At 59.7% G+C, this 18,448-nt stretch carries 23 protein-coding genes; 12 read left to right on the top strand and 11 right to left on the bottom strand.

The genetic code is table 11. The annotated features are described in order from the left end of the window. Nucleotides 1-50 precede the first annotated feature (50 nt). The 4 genes from VWY75_RS10405 to folK form a co-directional block, all read right to left on the bottom strand. Complete coding sequence (locus tag VWY75_RS10405; RefSeq protein WP_340546541.1) at nucleotides 51-704, bottom strand: DUF2062 domain-containing protein; 654 nt, start codon at nucleotides 702-704, stop codon at nucleotides 51-53. Nucleotides 705-737: 33 nt separating this feature from the next. Continuing rightward, nucleotides 738-2,870, bottom strand: a complete 2,133-nt coding sequence (locus VWY75_RS10400) for a RelA/SpoT family protein (RefSeq protein ID WP_340546540.1) — start codon at nucleotides 2,868-2,870, stop codon at nucleotides 738-740. A 40-nt stretch (nucleotides 2,871-2,910) separates the two neighbouring features. Then, a complete protein-coding gene (gene rpoZ, locus VWY75_RS10395; protein ID WP_061049565.1) occupies nucleotides 2,911-3,264 on the bottom strand; it encodes a DNA-directed RNA polymerase subunit omega in 354 nt (117 codons plus the stop codon). Between the two features lie 93 nt (nucleotides 3,265-3,357). Next, nucleotides 3,358-3,927 (bottom strand): 2-amino-4-hydroxy-6-hydroxymethyldihydropteridine diphosphokinase, encoded by a 570-nt coding sequence (gene folK / locus VWY75_RS10390; RefSeq protein ID WP_416538337.1) that lies wholly within the window; start codon nucleotides 3,925-3,927, stop codon nucleotides 3,358-3,360. Between the two features lie 139 nt (nucleotides 3,928-4,066). On the opposite strand from folK, the gene VWY75_RS10385 reads away from it, so the two are divergent. From VWY75_RS10385 to VWY75_RS10355, 7 genes are all read left to right on the top strand, one after another. Next, nucleotides 4,067-4,636, top strand: coding sequence for an NYN domain-containing protein (locus VWY75_RS10385; RefSeq protein WP_340546538.1), 570 nt, complete (start codon nucleotides 4,067-4,069; stop codon nucleotides 4,634-4,636). Between the two features lie 188 nt (nucleotides 4,637-4,824). Then, complete coding sequence (ispH, locus tag VWY75_RS10380) at nucleotides 4,825-5,775, top strand: 4-hydroxy-3-methylbut-2-enyl diphosphate reductase (RefSeq protein WP_340546537.1); 951 nt, start codon at nucleotides 4,825-4,827, stop codon at nucleotides 5,773-5,775. A gap of 131 nt (nucleotides 5,776-5,906) precedes the next feature. Next, on the top strand, nucleotides 5,907-6,524 hold the full coding sequence (locus VWY75_RS10375) for a LysE family translocator (protein ID WP_416538336.1): 618 nt from the start codon (nucleotides 5,907-5,909) through the stop codon (nucleotides 6,522-6,524). Beyond that, a complete protein-coding gene (locus VWY75_RS10370) occupies nucleotides 6,521-6,973 on the top strand; it encodes a DUF3429 domain-containing protein (protein ID WP_340546535.1) in 453 nt (150 codons plus the stop codon). Before VWY75_RS10375 ends, VWY75_RS10370 begins: the two co-directional genes overlap by 4 nt. Next, entirely contained in the window at nucleotides 6,970-7,569 is a 600-nt protein-coding gene (locus VWY75_RS10365; protein ID WP_416538335.1) for a class I SAM-dependent methyltransferase, read from the top strand. Before VWY75_RS10370 ends, VWY75_RS10365 begins: the two co-directional genes overlap by 4 nt. After that, nucleotides 7,562-8,029, top strand: a complete 468-nt coding sequence (gene rnhA, locus VWY75_RS10360) for a ribonuclease HI (RefSeq protein WP_340546533.1) — start codon at nucleotides 7,562-7,564, stop codon at nucleotides 8,027-8,029. Before VWY75_RS10365 ends, rnhA begins: the two co-directional genes overlap by 8 nt. Beyond that, nucleotides 8,026-8,649, top strand: coding sequence for a trimeric intracellular cation channel family protein (locus tag VWY75_RS10355; protein ID WP_340546532.1), 624 nt, complete (start codon nucleotides 8,026-8,028; stop codon nucleotides 8,647-8,649). The genes rnhA and VWY75_RS10355 overlap by 4 nt, the downstream gene beginning before the upstream one ends. A gap of 20 nt (nucleotides 8,650-8,669) precedes the next feature. Here VWY75_RS10355 and VWY75_RS10350 read toward each other — a convergent pair whose 3' ends face one another. The 5 genes from VWY75_RS10350 to def (VWY75_RS10330) form a co-directional block, all read right to left on the bottom strand. Next, nucleotides 8,670-8,906, bottom strand: coding sequence for a hypothetical protein (locus VWY75_RS10350; RefSeq protein ID WP_416534650.1), 237 nt, complete (start codon nucleotides 8,904-8,906; stop codon nucleotides 8,670-8,672). 11 nt (nucleotides 8,907-8,917) lie between these two features. Then, complete coding sequence (fmt, locus tag VWY75_RS10345; RefSeq protein WP_416538334.1) at nucleotides 8,918-9,823, bottom strand: methionyl-tRNA formyltransferase; 906 nt, start codon at nucleotides 9,821-9,823, stop codon at nucleotides 8,918-8,920. Between the two features lie 71 nt (nucleotides 9,824-9,894). Beyond that, nucleotides 9,895-10,392 carry a peptide deformylase gene (def, locus tag VWY75_RS10340; protein WP_340546529.1) on the bottom strand — a complete coding sequence of 166 codons (498 nt, stop codon included), beginning with the start codon at nucleotides 10,390-10,392 and terminating at the stop codon, nucleotides 9,895-9,897. Beyond that, nucleotides 10,389-10,898, bottom strand: a complete 510-nt coding sequence (def, locus tag VWY75_RS10335; RefSeq protein ID WP_416538333.1) for a peptide deformylase — start codon at nucleotides 10,896-10,898, stop codon at nucleotides 10,389-10,391. Before def (VWY75_RS10335) ends, def (VWY75_RS10340) begins: the two co-directional genes overlap by 4 nt. A gap of 72 nt (nucleotides 10,899-10,970) precedes the next feature. Further along, nucleotides 10,971-11,492 (bottom strand): peptide deformylase, encoded by a 522-nt coding sequence (gene def, locus VWY75_RS10330; protein WP_416534653.1) that lies wholly within the window; start codon nucleotides 11,490-11,492, stop codon nucleotides 10,971-10,973. Nucleotides 11,493-11,589: 97 nt separating this feature from the next. Here def (VWY75_RS10330) and VWY75_RS10325 point away from each other — a divergent pair, with 97 nt between their 5' ends. Continuing rightward, nucleotides 11,590-12,762 (top strand): MalY/PatB family protein, encoded by a 1,173-nt coding sequence (locus tag VWY75_RS10325; protein ID WP_416538332.1) that lies wholly within the window; start codon nucleotides 11,590-11,592, stop codon nucleotides 12,760-12,762. Between the two features lie 119 nt (nucleotides 12,763-12,881). Here the strand turns inward: VWY75_RS10325 and VWY75_RS10320 are convergent, their stop codons facing one another. After that, nucleotides 12,882-13,244, bottom strand: a complete 363-nt coding sequence (locus VWY75_RS10320; protein ID WP_340546525.1) for a hypothetical protein — start codon at nucleotides 13,242-13,244, stop codon at nucleotides 12,882-12,884. 311 nt (nucleotides 13,245-13,555) lie between these two features. Between VWY75_RS10320 and VWY75_RS10315 the strand changes: the two genes are divergently transcribed. The 4 genes from VWY75_RS10315 to VWY75_RS10300 all read left to right on the top strand — a co-directional run bounded on the left by VWY75_RS10315 (nucleotide 13,556) and on the right by VWY75_RS10300 (nucleotide 18,012). Beyond that, the gene (locus VWY75_RS10315; protein WP_416534655.1) at nucleotides 13,556-14,530 is read left to right on the top strand and encodes a glutathione S-transferase family protein; all 975 of its coding nucleotides are present in this window, start codon (nucleotides 13,556-13,558) and stop codon (nucleotides 14,528-14,530) included. A 408-nt stretch (nucleotides 14,531-14,938) separates the two neighbouring features. Then, on the top strand, nucleotides 14,939-15,892 hold the full coding sequence (locus VWY75_RS10310) for a threonine-phosphate decarboxylase (protein ID WP_416538331.1): 954 nt from the start codon (nucleotides 14,939-14,941) through the stop codon (nucleotides 15,890-15,892). After that, nucleotides 15,889-16,800 (top strand): adenosylcobinamide-phosphate synthase CbiB, encoded by a 912-nt coding sequence (cbiB, locus tag VWY75_RS10305; protein WP_416538330.1) that lies wholly within the window; start codon nucleotides 15,889-15,891, stop codon nucleotides 16,798-16,800. Before VWY75_RS10310 ends, cbiB begins: the two co-directional genes overlap by 4 nt. A 39-nt stretch (nucleotides 16,801-16,839) precedes the next feature. After that, nucleotides 16,840-18,012 (top strand): lytic murein transglycosylase, encoded by a 1,173-nt coding sequence (locus VWY75_RS10300; RefSeq protein ID WP_340546521.1) that lies wholly within the window; start codon nucleotides 16,840-16,842, stop codon nucleotides 18,010-18,012. Between the two features lie 25 nt (nucleotides 18,013-18,037). On the opposite strand, the gene VWY75_RS10295 is transcribed toward VWY75_RS10300, so the two are convergent. Next, nucleotides 18,038-18,409, bottom strand: a complete 372-nt coding sequence (locus tag VWY75_RS10295; protein WP_340546520.1) for a hypothetical protein — start codon at nucleotides 18,407-18,409, stop codon at nucleotides 18,038-18,040. Nucleotides 18,410-18,448 lie beyond the last annotated feature (39 nt).

Below are 18,448 nucleotides of genomic sequence, written 5' to 3'. Positions count from 1 at the left end.
CTGGCAAGGGCAAGCCCGGAAACCGCCAAATCGCGCAGTTTGGCAGCGGCTTAGCTGCTGCTGTCGTCTGCGGCGTCCAGCGAGGCGCGTTTCTTGATCACGTCGAACTTAGCCTTGATCTTGGTGCGGCGGCGCTGCTGATAGGCGCGGATGACCGGTACACTCAGCACATAGCAGACGGTTGCGGTGATGAGGCCGGGGATCACGCCACCGACGAGATAAGGATAGAACACATCGTGGTAGAACAGGGTCAGCCCCTGCCAATCCGCCGGTCGATCAGTTACCAAAGCGATCAGGTTGTCAAAAAGATCATTCCCGGCGGCCAGAAATTTCCCGACCAGAGACTTGTCGACATCGGCGTCGAACTCTGTCCCAAGGATCCAGTGGCCGGTCTGCAGAGAGGCAACGCCGATCGGCACATAGGTGAGCGGGTTGCCAAAAAACGTGCCGCTGAGGGCGGCGAGGATATTGCCGTTCATCAGCCGCGCGATAATCGCGGCCACAACGAAATGCATCCCGTAGAATGGGGTAAAGGTGGTGAATACCCCCGCCCAGACACCGCGGGCGATCCGCTCCGGCGAATCGGGCAGACGACGCACACGATGCTTCACATAGTGAAACGCGCGCCCCCACCCGCCCCGCGGCCACAGGAAATCGGCAACCGCGCGCAGAGGCGGACGTCTATCACGGCGCCTGAATACCAAAGGTTCGCGTCCTTCCCAAATCCTACTGAACGGCTACCCGAGCTTTGGGCGGCTTTCCGGCACATCGCGGTACCGTGCAACGGCGGCGACATCGCTCTCTGCTTCCAGCATCAACATCAGCGAATGCAGCTGCTCTACATCCCGCAGTTCGACATTAATCATCAGCCGGTAAAAGTCTGGTTTCCGATCGACAAATTCAAGGTCGGAGATATTGGCCTTTTTTTCGCCGATCAATGTGCAAATACGTCCCAGGACACCGGCGTCATTGCCAATCGTCAGCTCCAGCGTCACGCCGTAGACTGCGGGGTGGGTCCCACTATGCCAGTGCAGATCGACCCAGCGTTCGGGCTGATCCTCGACCTCTCCCAAAGCGTCGCAATCTGCAGCGTGGACCACAACGCCCCGGCCACGATAGGTGATGCCGATGATACGTTCGCCGGGCAGCGGCTGGCAGCAGGGGGCCCGCTCGAAGCTCTGCCCCGGCTCAAGACCAATCACCGCACGACGCGGCGAAACCTCATCGCTGTTGTCAGCGGCCAGTTCCGGATAGACCGCCTGAACCACATCATGCGCGGTGAGTACCGCAGCCCCCAAACGGGCCAGCAATTCATCGACCGTACTGACGCGAAGCGCACGGGCCGCCGTCTCCAACGCCTTGTCAGTGGCCTTGCGCCCGACATGTTCAAACGCGGATCGCGCCAACTCGTGGCCCAGTTTCACGAACCGGGCGCGGTCAGCCTCGCGCAGGGCGCGGCGGATCGCAGTACGCGCCTTGCCGGTGGTTGCAATATCCAACCAGCTTACCTGCGGGGTCTGGCCCTCAGCAGTGATGATCTCAACCGACTGGCCATTGCGCAGGCGTGTCCAAAGCGGCACGCGGATCGAATCCACCTTGGCCCCGACGCAGGCGTGGCCGATGCGGGTGTGAATGGCATAGGCGTAGTCGATCGGAGTCGCGCCCTTTGGGAGCTTGATCACATCGCCTTTGGGAGTGAAGCAGAACACTTGGTCGGAATACATCTCCAGTTTGACGGCTTCGAGGAATTCATCGTGATCCTCCTCCGCATCAAACTGCTCCGTCAGGGACGCAATCCATTTGGCCGGATCAACCGCAAAGGGGTTCTCAGAGCGCACGCCATCGCGGTAGGACCAATGGGCCGCCACACCGGTTTCTGCCACATCGTGCATCTGCCGGGTGCGGATCTGCACCTCTACCCGCTTGCCGTCGCGCCCGGAGACGGTTGCATGGATCGACCGATAGCCGTTGGACTTTGGCTGGCTGATGTAATCCTTGAACCGCCCAGGGACAGCACGCCAACGCTGATGTATGGCGCCCAGGGCCCGGTAACAGTCTTCCTCGCTCGTTGTGATAATGCGGAACCCGTAGATATCGGACAGTCGCGAAAAGCCCTGATCCTTTTCCTGCATCTTGCGCCAGATGGAATAGGGTTTCTTGGCGCGGCCAAAAACTTCGGCTTCGATCCCGGTCTTTTCCAGTTCGGCCCGCATGTCGCCGGTGATCCGATGGATCACATCGCCGGTTTCCCGCTGTAGCGTGACAAAGCGGCGGATAATTGACTGGCGACCTTCTGGATTGAGCACGCGAAAGGCCAGATCCTCCAGCTCCTCGCGCATCCATTGCATCCCCATGCGACCAGCCAGTGGCGCGTAGATATCCATGGTTTCACGGGCTTTCTGGGCCTGTTTCTCCGGGCGCATCGCTTTGATGGTGCGCATGTTGTGCAGACGGTCGGCAAGCTTCACGAGGATAACCCGCAGGTCCTTGGACATTGCCATGAACAGCTTGCGGAAATTTTCTGCCTGTTTGGTTTCGCGGCTGGACAGCTGGAGATTGGTCAGCTTGGTGACACCATCAACAAGCATCGCCACCTCTTTGCCAAAGCGGCTGGCGATTTCGTCGTAAGACGCCTTGGTATCTTCGATGGTGTCGTGCAGCAGCGCCGTGATGATCGTGGCGTCATCCAGCCGCTGCTCTGTCAGGATGGCAGCAACCGCCACGGGATGGGTGAAATAGGCCTCACCCGAATGGCGGAACTGCCCGTCGTGCATCTGTTCGCCGAACGCATAAGCATCAGCGATCCTGTCCGCATTGGTCCTGGGATTGTAGTTGCGGACCAGAGCAATCAGGTCTTCTGGTGAAATCATTTCCGGTCCGCAGCCTCAGCTCATTATGTCTTGCGACGTCTTAACCCTGCCCTTGCGCCTCCATCAGCGCACGCAGCAGTTTCTCTTCCGACATATCATCCGTGGCAGGCTTGTCGCTTTCCGCGCCCATCAGCAGGGCCATGGAGTCATCCTCCGGCTCATCAACCTCGATCTGGGTCTGGTTGCTTTCGATCAGACGCTCACGCAGGGAGTCGGCGCTCTGCGTTTCATCAGCGATCTCACGCAGGGACACGACGGGGTTCTTGTCGTTGTCACGCTCAACCGTGAGCGGCGCACCAGCGGCAATCTCACGAGCGCGATGCGCTGCGAGCATCACCAGCTCAAAGCGGTTGGGAACCTTGTCTACGCAGTCTTCAACCGTCACGCGGGCCATGGGCGACTCTCCAAATCAAAAATAAGTCCAGAAGGGTGACTTCTAAAACCAAAGCTTTCTCTTGACAAGCGCCGAATGGGGCGCATTGGCGGCTCAGACCGGCGAAATCTCGGTCAAATCGGACATTGGCAGCGCCGCACAGAGCTGACGCACGGTCTGACCCAGAATCGGATGGCGCCAATCAGGTGCAACATCGCGCAGAGGCACCAGCACAAAGCCACGATCCTGAAGCCTGGGATGCGGCAACAGCAACTGGCCCGGCGCCTCTTTCATCTGCAGATCCAGTGGCAGATCCCTCCACCGTTCGAAGGTCGCCACATCCGGACAGACCAGATCGTCATAAGCGACCAGATCCAGATCCAGTGTCCGCATGCCCCAGCGCTGCACACGTCGGCGGGCAAAATCCGCCTCCACCTCATGCAACAGATCCAACAGTTCCCGCGGGGGTAGGTTTGTGCCGATCGCAATCGCTGCGTTCACATAGTCAGGACCCGAGCCCGCCGGGAAGCAAGGCGTTTGATAGAAGCGCGAGATTGCCCTTAGCCTGATGTCTGATTCGGACAACTGCCCAACAGCCCCTATGAGGGTATGCTCAACCGACTGTTCGCCGATAGGCAGGTTTCCCCCCATGGCGATAAGCGCCTCTGACCGGAATTCGGTCATTTTTGCCCTCGTTTCTTAATCCCGATACACTTGCGGCAAATGTCAAATAACCTACATTAAGTCCACCCGTTTTAGCGTATTTCAGCATTCACTCACGGAACCTCACTGCTGGGACGGACCTACCGGAAGGACATATTTGATGTTTTACAAGGACGAACGGCTCGCGCTGTTCATCGATGGATCGAACCTATATGCGGCAGCAAAGGCGCTTGGGTTTGACATCGATTACAAGTTGCTCAGGCAGGAATTCATGCGCCGGGGCAAGTTGTTGCGCGCGTTTTACTACACAGCTCTGCTGGAAAATGATGAGTACTCTCCGATCCGGCCATTGGTTGACTGGTTGCATTACAACGGTTTCACCATGGTGACCAAACCAGCCAAGGAATATACCGACAGCATGGGTCGGCGTAAGGTGAAGGGGAATATGGATATCGAGCTGACGGTCGATGCCATGGAACTTGCTCCCCGCGTGGACCATATCGTGCTGTTCTCCGGTGATGGTGATTTCCGCCCGTTGATCGCCAGCCTGCAGCGGCAGGGTGTGCGCGTCTCCGTGGTCTCCACCATCCGCAGCCAGCCGCCAATGATCTCGGACGAGCTGCGCCGACAGGCCGATAATTTCATCGAGCTGGAAGAGTTGAAGGACGTGATCGGCCGCCCTCCCCGCGAACAAAGTGACCCGCGCTCCGTATCAGCCGCCACCGGCTGATACAGATCTCTGGCCTGCCGGAGGCCACCACTACCCAGACATGGCCCGCAGCAGTACCTTCACTGTTTGCGGGCTTTTGCTTGCGCTGTTTTTGGTTTCCTTGTCCCCGGGACCGCCGCTTAATCAATTGCCACGGGGCTGGACCTCGCCGACAGAAAGCCCTAGCTCTGAGCGATAAGGAGACCGCGATGACCAAGCCCCCCCTCACGCTATATCTCGCCGCGCCGCGCGGCTTTTGTGCCGGTGTCGACCGGGCGATCAAGATCGTCGAAATGGCGCTCGAGAAATGGGGGGCGCCTGTCTATGTGCGCCACGAGATCGTGCACAACAAATATGTGGTCGACGGGCTGCGCGACAAAGGGGCCGTCTTCGTTGAAGAGCTGGATGAATGCCCCGATGATCGGCCGGTGATCTTTTCAGCGCATGGCGTCCCGAAGTCGATCCCGGCCGAGGCAGACCGGCGCGAGATGATCTATGTCGATGCCACATGCCCGCTGGTGTCGAAGGTCCATATCGAGGCGCAGCGCCATGCGGAAAACGGGCTCCAGATGATCATGATCGGTCACAAGGGGCATCCTGAAACCATCGGCACCATGGGACAGCTGCCCGAAGGAGAAGTGCTGCTGGTGGAAACCCCGGATGATGTCACCACGGTGACGGTTCGCGATCCTGACAATCTCGCATATGTCACCCAGACAACCCTGTCGGTCGATGACACCAAGGATATTGTTGCAGCACTTCAGGCTCGGTTTCCGAATATTGTCGGCCCTCACAAGGAAGACATCTGCTATGCCACCACCAACCGCCAGGAGGCTGTCAAGGAAGTCGCCCCGAAGGCAGATGCCCTATTGGTTGTCGGCGCTCCCAATTCATCGAACTCACGACGGTTGGTCGAAGTTGGCGCCAAGGCGGGATGCCAATATGCACAGCTGGTACAACGGGCCGAAAACATTGATTGGCGCGCGCTTGAGGGAATTTCCTCGGTCGCGATCACTGCTGGAGCCTCTGCGCCCGAGCTCTTGGTGAACGAAGTCATCGATGCCTTCCGCGAGCGGTTCGAGGTAACAGTCGAGCTGGTGGAAACCGCGATTGAACGGGTTGAGTTCAAAGTTCCCCGGGTTCTGCGGGAAACAGCCTGAGGCGGCTTGTCCCCTGCAAACGATAATGATGCAGCCGCTTTGCCGGTCTGCGGATTTCTTTGTCTTGCAACTGGCCGGCAGCCGATTACCCTTGGCCTGAACCACCTTGTCTATCATAAGGAGCTGGTCAATTGATTTCACTGCAATTTCTGGTCACCGCATTTGTCGTCGTCCTCGCGCCAGGGACCGGTGTGCTCTACACGCTGGCGCTTGGTCTTGGTCAGGGGCGGCGTGCAGCGATTTGGGCAGCGGTCGGCTGCACCTTTGGCATCGTGCCCCATCTTGTGGCTGCGACACTGGGGCTGGCTGCGGTTCTGCACACCTCGGCGGTGCTGTTTCAGGCGGTGAAGATTGCGGGCGTTCTGTATCTTCTGTATCTGGCCTGGCAAATGCTGAAAACTGACGGCGCGCTGTCATTGTCCGGCGCGCCTGCTGCTCCGGATCATGGTCTAAGGATCGCCAAGCGCGGCGCCCTGATCAACATCCTGAACCCGAAACTTTCGGTGTTTTTTCTGGCGCTTCTCCCGCCGTTCCTGTCAGGCGCGGCCGCAACAGCGACACAGGAGATGGTCGTGCTTGGCTTGATTTTCATGGCCATGACTTTTGGTGTCTTTGTGTTCTACGGGCTCTTTGCAGCGCAGGCGCGAAGCTTGATCCTGGGGTCGGACACCGTGATCAAATGGCTGAATCGCAGCTTTGCTGCGCTGTTTGCCGCGCTGGCGGCCCGATTGGCGATGGAACGGGCATGAGCAGGATACCACCGGCACCGCTGGTCTTGGGGCTGGCCGGGCTGATCCCATTCGTCTGGGGAGCACTCACCACGCAGATCCCGGCGTTGCAGGTCTGGGGTGCCAGCCATCTTGGGGCGCGGTTTGTCGGCCCCTATGTGCAGCTGTTCTACGGCTCTGTGATCCTCAGCTTCATGTCCGGCGTGCTCTGGGGATTTGCGACCAAGACATCGGGTATGCAGGCGGCAACTGGTTATGCCCTGTCCGTGCTGCCAGCGCTTTGGGCATTTTTCATGACCGGCGGTGGACCGACCAGCGCGGGCATAAACCTGATCTACGGCTTTGCCGGCCTGTTGCTGCTGGATTATGCCTTTTACGTTTGGCGTCTGACCCCATCATGGTGGATGCAGCTGCGCCTGCTGCTGACCGGCATTGTGGTCGCCAGCCTCGCCGTCGGTGTATACCTGTGAGCGGGCCTGACCGCGAGACACTGGAGATCTACAACAACAAGGCGGCGGATTATGCTGACCGGAACCAGGCACACCTTCGAGAAGACCCACGCCTGCACGAGTTCATTGCTGCCTGCCCGCCGAACGCACGGGTGCTGGATCTGGGCTGCGGTCCCGGCACCTCCAGCGCGGTTATGGCCGCAGCCGGGTTGCGCCCTGTGGCGATGGATGCTTCCGTGGAAATGATCGCACTGGCGGAACATATGCCGGGTGTTGAGACGTGTCTCGCCAGTTTTGATGAGCTGTCGGGGTGCGACATCTATGATGGCATCTGGGCCAATTTCAGTCTGCTACATGCGCCGCGTGCCGATTTTCCGCGTCACCTGAGGGCCATCCGGCAGGCGCTGCGGTCAGGTCGGCCCTTTTACATCGCGCTAAAGCTCGGTAAGGGCGAGGCCCGCGATGCCCTTGGGCGATATTATACCTACTACGAGGAAGACGAATTGATCGATCTATTGCGCACTGCTGGGTTCACACCGGACAACCGCACCACCGGCGAAAACGCAGGGCTGGACGGCGCCATGGCGCGCTGGATTTCGGTGGCCTGTCATGGCTGATCTCTTCGCCTACACGGATGGCGCCTGCTCCGGCAATCCTGGCCCGGGTGGCTGGGGGGTTTTGCTTCGCGCAATGGACGGCGACACTGTTGTCAAGGAAAAGGAACTGCAGGGCGGCGAAGCCGAGACCACCAACAACCGGATGGAACTGCTGGCAGCGATCAATGCCCTGGAAAGCCTGGCGCGCCCCTCTACCCTCACCGTGGTGACCGATTCAGCCTACGTCAAAAACGGTGTCACCGGCTGGATCCACGGCTGGAAACGAAATGGCTGGAAGACCGCGTCAAAGAAACCCGTGAAAAACGTTGAGCTGTGGCAACGTCTGGACGAGGCGCAGCGCCGTCACACGGTCACGTGGGAATGGGTCAAAGGCCACGCAGGCCATCCCGAGAACGAACGCGCCGATGAACTTGCGCGTGCAGGCATGGCCCCGTTCAAGACTGGCAAAGCAAAGGCATGACCATCCTTACCCTTCTGGACTATGCGTCCGTTTTGGTCTTTGCGGCCTCCGGCGCCCTGGTGGCCAGCCGGGCACAGCTCGACATTGTCGGCTTTGCTTTCGTGGCCTGCCTGACCGCCGTCGGCGGAGGGACGGTGCGGGATCTTTTGCTGGATCGCAACCCAGTGTTCTGGATCGGCGATTCTACGATAATCCTGTTGGCGGCGGTGACTGCGGTGATTGTCTTCTTCACCGCCCATTTGGTGGAAAGTCGGCTGCGCTGGATTGTCTGGCTCGACAGTTTTGCACTGGCAATCGCAGTTTCGGCGGGCACCGGCGCTGCCTTGCTAACCGGCCAGACGCCGGTGATCGTTGTGCTGATGGGCATGGCAACAGGCACCCTGGGCGGGTTGATGCGTGATGTGGTCTGCAATGAAGTGCCGCTGGTGCTGAAACAGGGCGAGCTCTATATCTCATGCGCCATGGCAGGCGCGATTACGGCGGTGGTCAGCATGGCATTTGGCCTGCCGACCCGCTGGGCGCTTGTGGCCTGCGCGGTGGTCTGCTGGGTTTTGCGGGCGGGCTCAATCGCATTTGGCTGGCATCTGCCAGTTTATCGTTCACGACCGCCGCGCAGCTGAGCAATAGTCGGCAGGCAGGTTCAGCGGCGCCAGTGAAACGGCACGATGATCAACGCGCCGACGGATGCGGCAATGGCGTTCCAACCCGGTGCGCGAAAGCCGACGCCAAACATGATCACCACAAAATGGAACAGGAACGCGCCGCCAACGCAGATGATGATCGACGAGAGATACCCATTGTGGGTAAAACCGGTGCGCTCCGCCAGGTAGCCGACGATCCCGGCAATAACCACGCTGCCGAACAGGGCCAGAAACATTTCCGCCTCCCTTAAAGCTGTGTGCCGCGCGCTACGGGAAAGCCACGCAGGAAAATCTCGCGTTCCTGTGCTCCCTTGCCTGCCCGCTGCAATCGCAACAGCTCAACCGCGCCCTCACCACAGGCAACCCGCAGCGCATCGTCCAGAACGATTCCCGCCGCGCCGGCCCCGTCGACAACGCGGGATGCCAACAGCTTTACGCGCTGACCCTCGATCTCGCACCAGGCACCGGGAAACGGAGACAACCCGCGGATCGTCCGATCAACCTCCACCGCGGAGCGTTGCCAGTCGATGCGGGCTTCGGCCTTGTCGATCTTATGGGCATAGGTCACGCCCGCGTCCGGCTGCACCTCAGGTGTCAGGTCAGACAGCCGGTCCAGGGCACGGACGATCAGGTCTGCCCCCATTTCCGACAGCCGATCATGGAGCTTGGCGGTGGTTTCCTCCGGGCCAATCTCGGTCGCTTCGCGCAGCAGGACCGGGCCTGTGTCAAGCCCCGCCTCCATCTGCATGATGCAGACGCCAGTTTGACTGTCGCCCGCCATGATGGCGCGGTGAATGGGTGCCGCTCCGCGCCAACGCGGCAGCAGGCTCGCATGGATATTGAGGCAGCCGTGTCTGGGGGCATCCAGCACCGCCTGTGGCAGGATCAAACCATAGGCCACGACCACCGCGACATCCGCCCGTAGATCCGCGAATTCGGCCTGCTGCTCGGCCCCTTTGAGGCTGACCGGGTGACGGACATCAAGACCCAGTTCAATCGCGCGGGCATGAACGGGCGTTGGTCGATCCTTCTTGCCGCGCCCGGCCGGACGGGGCGGTTGGCAGTAGACCGCAGCAATCTCATGACCCGCGTCAACCAGGGCATCCAGCACCGGAACCGAAAACTCCGGCGTCCCCATGAAAACAATACGCATCCGCTGCCCCTTACTCTCAATCCATTCGCCTGAAACAGGCCCCGAACCGCGGGTTTGTCCCCGCACGTGTCTCAGCCATTCAGCTTCTTCGCCTTGCGGATCAGCATATCGCGTTTCACCTTCGACAGCCGGTCAAAATACATACGGCCATTCAGGTGATCGATCTGATGTTGCACGCTGGTGGCCTCGATCCCGACGAAATCCCGTTCGACCACCGCGCCGGTTTCATCCATATATCGCACGGTCACCGCGCGTGGTCGTTTGATTTTGGCCGAGACGCCGGGGAGGTTGGGACTGGCTTCCTCATGTTCCCGCAGCGCTACCGAAGCATGCAGGATTTCGGGATTCGCCAGCCGGACAGCGCGCCCTCGTTCGCTGGAGCCGTCGACAACTGCCAGTCGCTGCAGGACGCCGATCTGGTTTGCGGCCAAGCCAACACCGGGCATTGCCTCCATCGTGTCGATCATATCCTGCCAGAGGGTCAGCGTATCCTCGGTGATTTCGCTCACGTCCTCGGCGCGGCTGCGCAGATGCTTGTCGGGCCAGGGCAGGCAGGGGCGCACGGTCATCGGGGTGTCTCCAGATTAGTTTCATAGGTGGCAAGGGCCGCAGCGCGCGCCTCTGGGTCCACCCGGTCAAAAGTGACACGACCATCAAGATGATCGTATTCATGCTGCACGCAAGCCGCAGCAAACCCGTCAAACCGGCGCTGATGGCGCACGCCCTCCATGTCGGTCCAACCGAGATCTACCCAGGCTGGGCGCGTCACATCGAGACTGAGGCCCCTGATCGACAGGCACCCCTCGGTGCGTGTCGCCATCTCAACGGAAAGGGCGATGATCTCTGGGTTCAGGCAGACCAGCGGGTCGCGCATGCCTTCCTTCCAGGTCGTATCCATAACAAATACCCGTGCCAAAACACCGACCTGGGGCGCGGCCAGTCCACGACCCGGCGCGGCATACATGGTGTCGAGCATATCGCGCACCAGATCCGCAACCTCTGACGGGTCAGTCACCGGCGTAGCTGGGCTACTCAGCACCGGGTCGGGCCAAGCCCTGATCTGGAGAACCGTCATCTTGTCCACCTTTCCGGGTCAAAGCAGCCGACGTACGCCATCTTGTCCACAGACGGAGCCACCCGCCCAACGTCAGCTACCGCGTCCGCGCTCGCGCTTCAGTTTCTGCATTTTCCGTGTGATCATCTGCCGTTTCAGCGGTTTCAGGTAATCAATGAACAGCTTGCCGTTCAAATGGTCGATCTCATGCTGGACGCAGGTCGCCCAAAGACCATCAAAGGTTTCCCGCTGGGGATTGCCGTTGCGATCGATCCATTCGACGTCAACCACCTTGGGGCGTGTCACCTCGGCGTATTGATCGGGAATGGACAGGCAGCCTTCCTCATAGACATTGATGTCATCCGATGCTGCAACCACTTCTGGGTTGAACATGACCAGAGGGCGGGCCGGGCCATCCTCTTCCTTGACACAATCCAGCACGATAAGGCGGTCCAGCACGCCGATCTGCGGCGCTGCAAGGCCGATACCCGGCGCAGCATACATGGTTTCCAGCATGTCGTCGGCCAGCGTGCGCAATGCGTCCGAAAGGTCGGGAACAGCTGCACATACCTTCTTGAGGCGGGGATCAGGATGGATCAGGATCGGTCGTTTCATGCCGCTGATTTAGGCCATTGACGCCCGCCCTGCAACGGCCCCCTTGCGTGTCGCTGGATTGCCGTTAGCTTCGCCCCTGAACAACGGGAGTTCAGACATGGATTTTGACAAGATCATTGACCGCCGGAATACACATTGCATCAAATGGGACATGATGGAGGATCTCTATGGCGTGCCACGAGACAAAGGTCTGTCGATGTGGGTTGCCGATATGGATTTCGCAGTGCCATCGGTCGTGACCGACAAGATGCGGGAAATGGCCGACCATGGTGTCTATGGCTATGTGAACTGCGACAGCCCCTACCGGTCCGCAATCTGCTGGTGGATGCAGAACCGTCATGGTTGGTCGGTCGACCCCGACGCGATTTTCACGACAACCGGTCTAGTGAACGGCGTCGGTATGTGTCTGGATACCTATACGCAAACGGGTGACGGCATTGTGCTGTTCACGCCGGTCTATCACGCCTTCGCCAAGGTTATTCGCAACGCCGGACGTGAGGTGGTCGAATGCGAACTTGCCGTCAACGATGGGCGCTACGAAATGGATTTTGCGGCCTATGATGCGCAGATGACCGGTTCGGAAAAGATGGTCATCCTCTGCTCTCCCCATAACCCGGTCGGCCGTGTCTGGACCCAGGATGAACTGCGCGGCGTTGCCGATTTTGCCAAGCGGCACGATCTGATCCTGCTCTCCGATGAAATTCATCACGATCTGGTATTCGACGGTGCAACTCATATCCCGATGCAAAACGCGGCACCGGATATCACCGATCGCCTGTTGATGCTGACCGCGCCGTCCAAGACGTTCAACTTCGCCGGTATGCACACCGGTCAGGTCATCATTCCCGATCCCGATCTGCGCGCAAAATTCTCCCGCCGGATGCTGGCGCTGGCGTTGTCGCCGAACTCTCCCGGCCAATGGGCAACGGCTGCCGCCTACTCTCCGGAAGGCGCCGCCTGGGTGGATGAACTGGTGCCCTATCTGGACCGCAACCGGCAGATCTTCGATGCCGCCGTGAACGAGATCCCCGGTCTACATTCAACCCGGCTGGAAGCGACCTATCTGGCCTGGGTCGATTTCTCCGGCACTGGCATGAGCCGCGAGGAGTTCACCACACGGGTTGAAAACGACGCGAAGATTGCGGCCAACCACGGGCCCAGTTTTGGAACTGGTGGCGGCAGCTTCCTGCGGTTCAACCTAGGCACCCAGCGCGCACGGGTCGAAGAGGCCTGCGAGCGTCTGCGCAGGGCATTCGCCGACCTTCAATAATTCCGGGTGGAAAATCGGTCTCGCTCAGATACGCGAGACCGAGGAGAAAAAACGGGGGCTCTATTTAAGGCCCCCGTTTTCCAATCAAATATCAATATACCCAAGCAAATTCGCCCGGCTCAGAGCCGCAGGTCATCCTGTGCAATCAGCCCCACCGGCGCGTCCGGAGCACGGTAGAAATCCAATGGTGCCTTGTCCGAGGCCGGTGTTGCGCGTTTGAACTCATACCGCATTTCGCCGCCCTCCTCATCAGAGGCAACGATCAGGCATTGGGACAGATGCCGACTGCCGTCAAACAGATCAACCAGGCCCCGCAGCTGCGGTGCATCTGCTGCCTCGATCGAAAAGCCGTCTTTCCACATGCGCAAGACCGGAAACATGTGATCGTCTACAGCCACGCGCAGGCGGCTCTTGCGTTTCATTCCATCCAGCCGCGCGGCATCCAGCGCGTCCAGCACAGACTTCGGAACAAATGTCGTCATCGCAGTGACCTTTCGATCTGGCAAACGCTGGCGTCATCGCATGGCGATAATTGTTCCAGCGCGAGCGGGCGTTTTGCCCGGTTCACCACAAGTGTGAACTTGGAAAGGATAAAATCAAGTGAACTTTTTGAGTCATTTCCACATCTTGCGCGCAGCACCACTTTTGATCTGCGCGTTGCAGGCTGGATACGCCCCTTGTCGCAGCTGTGCACTGGCGCAGGGATGATGCGCGTAAACTGCGATGGGCGCGCGCCCCCGCTCAACCTAGGTTACCTCTCGACATATGTATTCACAGCATACAGGAGACGGTGATGGGCCTCTTGATTGATGGCGTCTGGCACGACCAATGGTACGACACAGCATCAACCGGTGGCGCGTTCAAACGCTCGCAGGCGCAATTTCGAAACTGGATCACCAAAGATGGTCTGGCCGGGCCAACCGGCAAAGGAGGCTTTGCCGCGGAGAGCGGGCGTTATCATCTCTATGTCTCGCTGGCCTGCCCATGGGCGCATCGCGCGCTCATCTTCCGCCAACTCAAAGGGCTGGCAGATCATATCAGCGTTTCGGTCGTACACCCGGATATGCTGAACTCAGGGTGGAGTTTTGCCAAGGACGACCATGGCGCGACGGGTGACACGCTGTTCGGGAATGATCATCTCCACCAGATATACACCCGCGCCGACCCACAGTATTCCGGTCGGGTCACCGTGCCAATCCTCTGGGACAAAACGCAAAATACCATCGTTTCCAATGAAAGCGCCGACATCATCCGCATGTTCAACAGCGCCTTCGACGGCATCAGCCACAATGATGATGACTACTGGCCCGAAGAACTGCGCGAACCGATCGAAGCCGTGAACAATCGGGTCTATTCCACCCTGAACAATGGGGTTTACAAATGCGGGTTTGCCACCACGCAGGAGGCCTATGACGCCGCTGTTGAGCCGCTGTTCGAGACCCTCGACTGGCTGGAAGACATCCTGTCCGAACATCGTTTCCTGCTTGGCGACGTGTTGACCGAGGCAGACTGGCGGCTGTTCACCACCCTTGTCCGTTTTGATCCGGTCTATCACCTGCATTTCAAATGCAATCGGCGGCGGCTGATCGATTATCCGAATCTCTGGGCCTATACTCGCGCGCTGTATCAATGGCCGGGCGTGGCTGGCACCGTCGGAATGGATCACATCGTGCGCCACTATCATTACAGCCATGAGACCATCAACCCGCATCGGATCATCCCGATCAACCCGCAGATCGACTGGATGGCGCCTCACGGCCGCGACTGACCTGTCAGCCTGCCACTGTCGCATGGTTGCTGCCGTGCCTGCCTGCAACCGCGCATTCGTGGTACGCCGAATGCGCGGGCTACAATCCTCACGTGGTTCACGGATTGTCGCCCATGGATGTTCCTTGCCGCTGTGATCGGCGATCACAACCGTCGATGCGGGAATCGGCAGTTGCTCCCGGACAGCCGGTTTCCGGCAAACGAGATATTACGTCCCTATTGTCGGGTATTCGCCAAGCACACCCATAGCCAGATTTTCCGCGCCGCAATCTCCCCGAGATTAGCGAATTGTTGATTGCATGGGGCTATGGTTGCTTTCTCGTCATTGCTGCTCCATACGGCGGTATTGGGTCAGCGGTTTTCTTGGCCCTCGGTTCTGGTTCATTTGTTAAGGCCCAAGATGACAGGCATGCTGGATCTGACAGAGGTCCCTCAGCGGGACCACGGCGGCAACCTTAGTGCCGCTATTTCGGAATATGGTGGTGTAGCCAGAGATTGGGTCGATATTTCGACCGGGATCAACCCCGTGCCATATCCGATCACTGGCCTGACATCTGCGGATTGGGGTGCCCTGCCCGACCAGGCAGCACAGGCCGATCTGGTTGCCGCAGCGCGCGCCTTCTGGAAGGTGCCGAAAGATGCAAAAATCCTCGCTGCCCCAGGCGCCTCGGCGCTGATTGCCGCCATTCCGGCCTTGGCTGACCCACGGTGGGTGCAGATCACGCCACCGACCTATAACGAACATGCCGCTGCCTTTACCACTCACGGGTGGCAGACCGTCACCGGGGGCCCGGCAGAGGCGCGGGTTCTGGTCCATCCAAACAATCCCGACGGACGCCGGTGGAGTGCTGAGGATGCACAGGCCCCGCTGGTCGTGATTGATGAGAGTTTTTGCGATGTCTGCCCTGAGGACAGCCTTATTCATCTTGCAGATCGCCCGGGCGTTATCATCCTAAAGAGTTTCGGCAAATTCTGGGGCCTCGCGGGCCTGCGGCTTGGCTTTGCTATCGGCGACCCCTGCCTGCTCGACGGTCTGGCAGCTTGGCAAGGCCCCTGGGCGGTCTCTGGTCCGGCCTTGCGCATCGGCGCGCAGGCCTTGCGGGACGAGGACTGGGCCACCACCACACGGCTGAGGCTGCGGCAGGATGCCGAGCGCCTGGATCAGATGCTCATCGCCAAGGGTGCCCAGATTGTCGGTGGCACCGATTTGTTCCGCCTATATGATGTGGACGACGCTGCGGCCTGGCAGACCCAGCTTGCACGCGCACATATCTGGACGCGTATTTTCCCCTATTCAAAAAACTATCTGCGTCTCGGCCTGCCCACAGGGGATGGCTGGGCGAGGCTTGAGGCGGCTCTGTGACAACTGCGGAACTGCTGATACCGGCCTTGCTGCTGGATGCTGTTTTTGGCGAACCACGCTGGCTCTGGACGCGGCTGCCGCACCCTGCGGTTTTGATGGGGCGTGCGGTTGAGCTTACCGACCGGTCGCTCAACACCGGCAAACAACGCAAGGCCAAAGGTGTTCTGGCCATCGTCCTTCTGGTTCTTGGGGCAGGCTGGCTTGGCTGGGTTCTGTCGCTGTTTGGGCCGGTCATGCAGTTTCTGGTAGCTGCGGTTCTGCTGGCACAACGATCGCTTTGCGAACACGTCGAAGCTGTTGCCCACGGCCTGCGCCACGATCTCGCAGAGGGTCGTACGGCGGTTTCTTTGATCGTCAGCCGCGATACCACCGGCATGACAACCCCGCAGATCGCGCGGTCAGCCATCGAAAGCGGTGCCGAAAATTTCTCCGACGGGGTGATCGCCCCCGCATTCTGGTTTCTTGTCGGTGGCCTGCCCGGGCTGATGATCTACAAGATCACCAATACAGCCGACAGCATGATTGGCTATAAAACACCGCGCCACAGAAATTTTGGTTGGGCAGCTGCACGGCTGGATGACGCGCTGAACCTGATACCGGCGCGACTGTCAGCGTTGATGATCGCAGCCGTTGGTCGCGTGCTGCCAAGCTGGCCCGAAATTGCACAGGACGCAGGCCGCCATCGCTCCCCGAATGCAGGCTGGCCCGAGGCTGCGATGGCACGCGCGCTTCAGGTCGCGCTGGCCGGGCCCCGCTCCTACGATGGAAAAATGCAGGATTTTCCTTGGGTCAATGCTGTCGGCTCCAAAAGCGCCAGTGCCCATAGTATCACCCGTTGCGTTCGCCTGCTTTGGATGTCTTGGGCGCTGGGGCTTGCGCTAACGGTTGCCATTGCCGCGCTATTGTAGCTAACAAGGGGCAGCACTCTCAAAAAGGACACGCCAACCGTGTTGCGCCCCAGCCTTCTCGCCCTCGTCTCATTCCTGCTCCCTCTTCAGGCCCAAGCACAATGTGGCGGCGGATTTCGCAATTTCGTCCAGTTGATGAAAGAAGAAGCGCTGACCGGCGGATATGATAGCGCTACGGTGAACCGGTTCTTCGAAGGTGTTCGGCAGGATCAGTCGGTCCTGAAAGCGGACCGCGCGCAGGGTGTATTCCAAAAACCGTTCATCGAATTTTCGCGGCGCCTGATTTCCAAAAACCGGCTGGACCGGGGTCTGGCGATGGCGCGCAAATATGATACGACCTTCCGCCGGATCGAGACGACCTATGGCATAGATCGCAGCGTGCTGCTTGCGTTCTGGGCCTTCGAAACCGACTATGGCGCCGTTCAAGGGGATTTCAACACGCTGAACGCCCTTGTAACCCTATCCCATGACTGCCGCCGACCGGAGCTGTTCCGCCCGCAGGTGTTTGCGGCGCTGGAACTGTTTCGTCAGGGCAACTTTGATCCACGCCGCACCACCGGCGCCTGGGCGGGCGAAATCGGAATGGTGCAGATGCTGCCCGGCGATATCCTCGAAAACGGGGTCGATGCGGATGGTGACGGCCTCGTCAGCCTCAAGACCTCCGCTCCCGATGCGCTGATGTCCGGGGCGAAGATGTTGTCGCATTTGGGCTGGCGGCCCGGCGAACCCTGGTTGCAGCAGGTGACAATCCCCGAAGATCTGGACCTCCGCCTGAGTGGTGTTCATCACAAGCAGACAGTCGGCGATTGGCGGGCTTTGGGCGTGCGGTCCCGGTCCGGTCGGCTGGCAGCCACCGGCACCAAGGCTGCACTCATTCTGCCACAGGGTCACAAAGGGCCTGCTTTCTTGGCCTATCCGAACTTCGACGTCTATTTCGAGTGGAACCAGAGCTTTACCTATGTGCTGACGGCGGCATATTTCGCCACCCGCCTGTCAGGAGCCGCCCCCTATGATGCGGGCGCACCTGATACAGGTCTTGTGGCCAAGCAGATGGAACAGCTTCAGCGCAAACTCATCGCGCGGGGCCATGACGTCGGCAATGTGGATGGCATCCTTGGCGCCAAGACACGGATCGCGGTGCAAAAAGAGCAGGAGCGCCTGGGCTTACCAGCCGACGCCTGGCCGACCGAAACGCTGCTGTCGCGTCTCTGATCAGCTGGTGCAGCACCCCTGATATTCACCGGATCGAGCGCACCGGGAACCTCTGACCGTCGGAGGTGATTACCACCGTGCGGTCACGGTTTGTCACATATTGATCGCAGCGTGAGGCGCCGTTGACAAAGGTTACGCATATGAGGCCGTCCGGCTTGACGCTGTAGCTGCCCCAGGCCGTACCTCCGCCATTCTTCGCAGAATATGTGTAGGCGTAGGCCCCATCCGAGCCGAACAGCGCCTCGCCATCATCGTAAAAGACAAAGGAACGTCCGGGCAGCGCCGCCAAGGCCTCGGCATCAAAAGGTCGATCTCCGCTGCGCATCGCACCGTCTTGGGCCGACACGGTACCGAAGCCGGCAACTGCAGCAAGGAAAACATAAAAGGCCAGCAACATGGGGTATCTCATGCAGCCAGCCTAGCGGTATTTCAGAGT

Source organism: Phaeobacter sp. JH20_08 (assembly GCF_048056635.1).
Lineage (GTDB): Bacteria > Pseudomonadota > Alphaproteobacteria > Rhodobacterales > Rhodobacteraceae > Phaeobacter > Phaeobacter bryozoorum.
The sequence above is the reverse complement of the archived record's forward strand: the minus strand, read 5'-3'. Positions and strand labels throughout refer to the sequence as shown.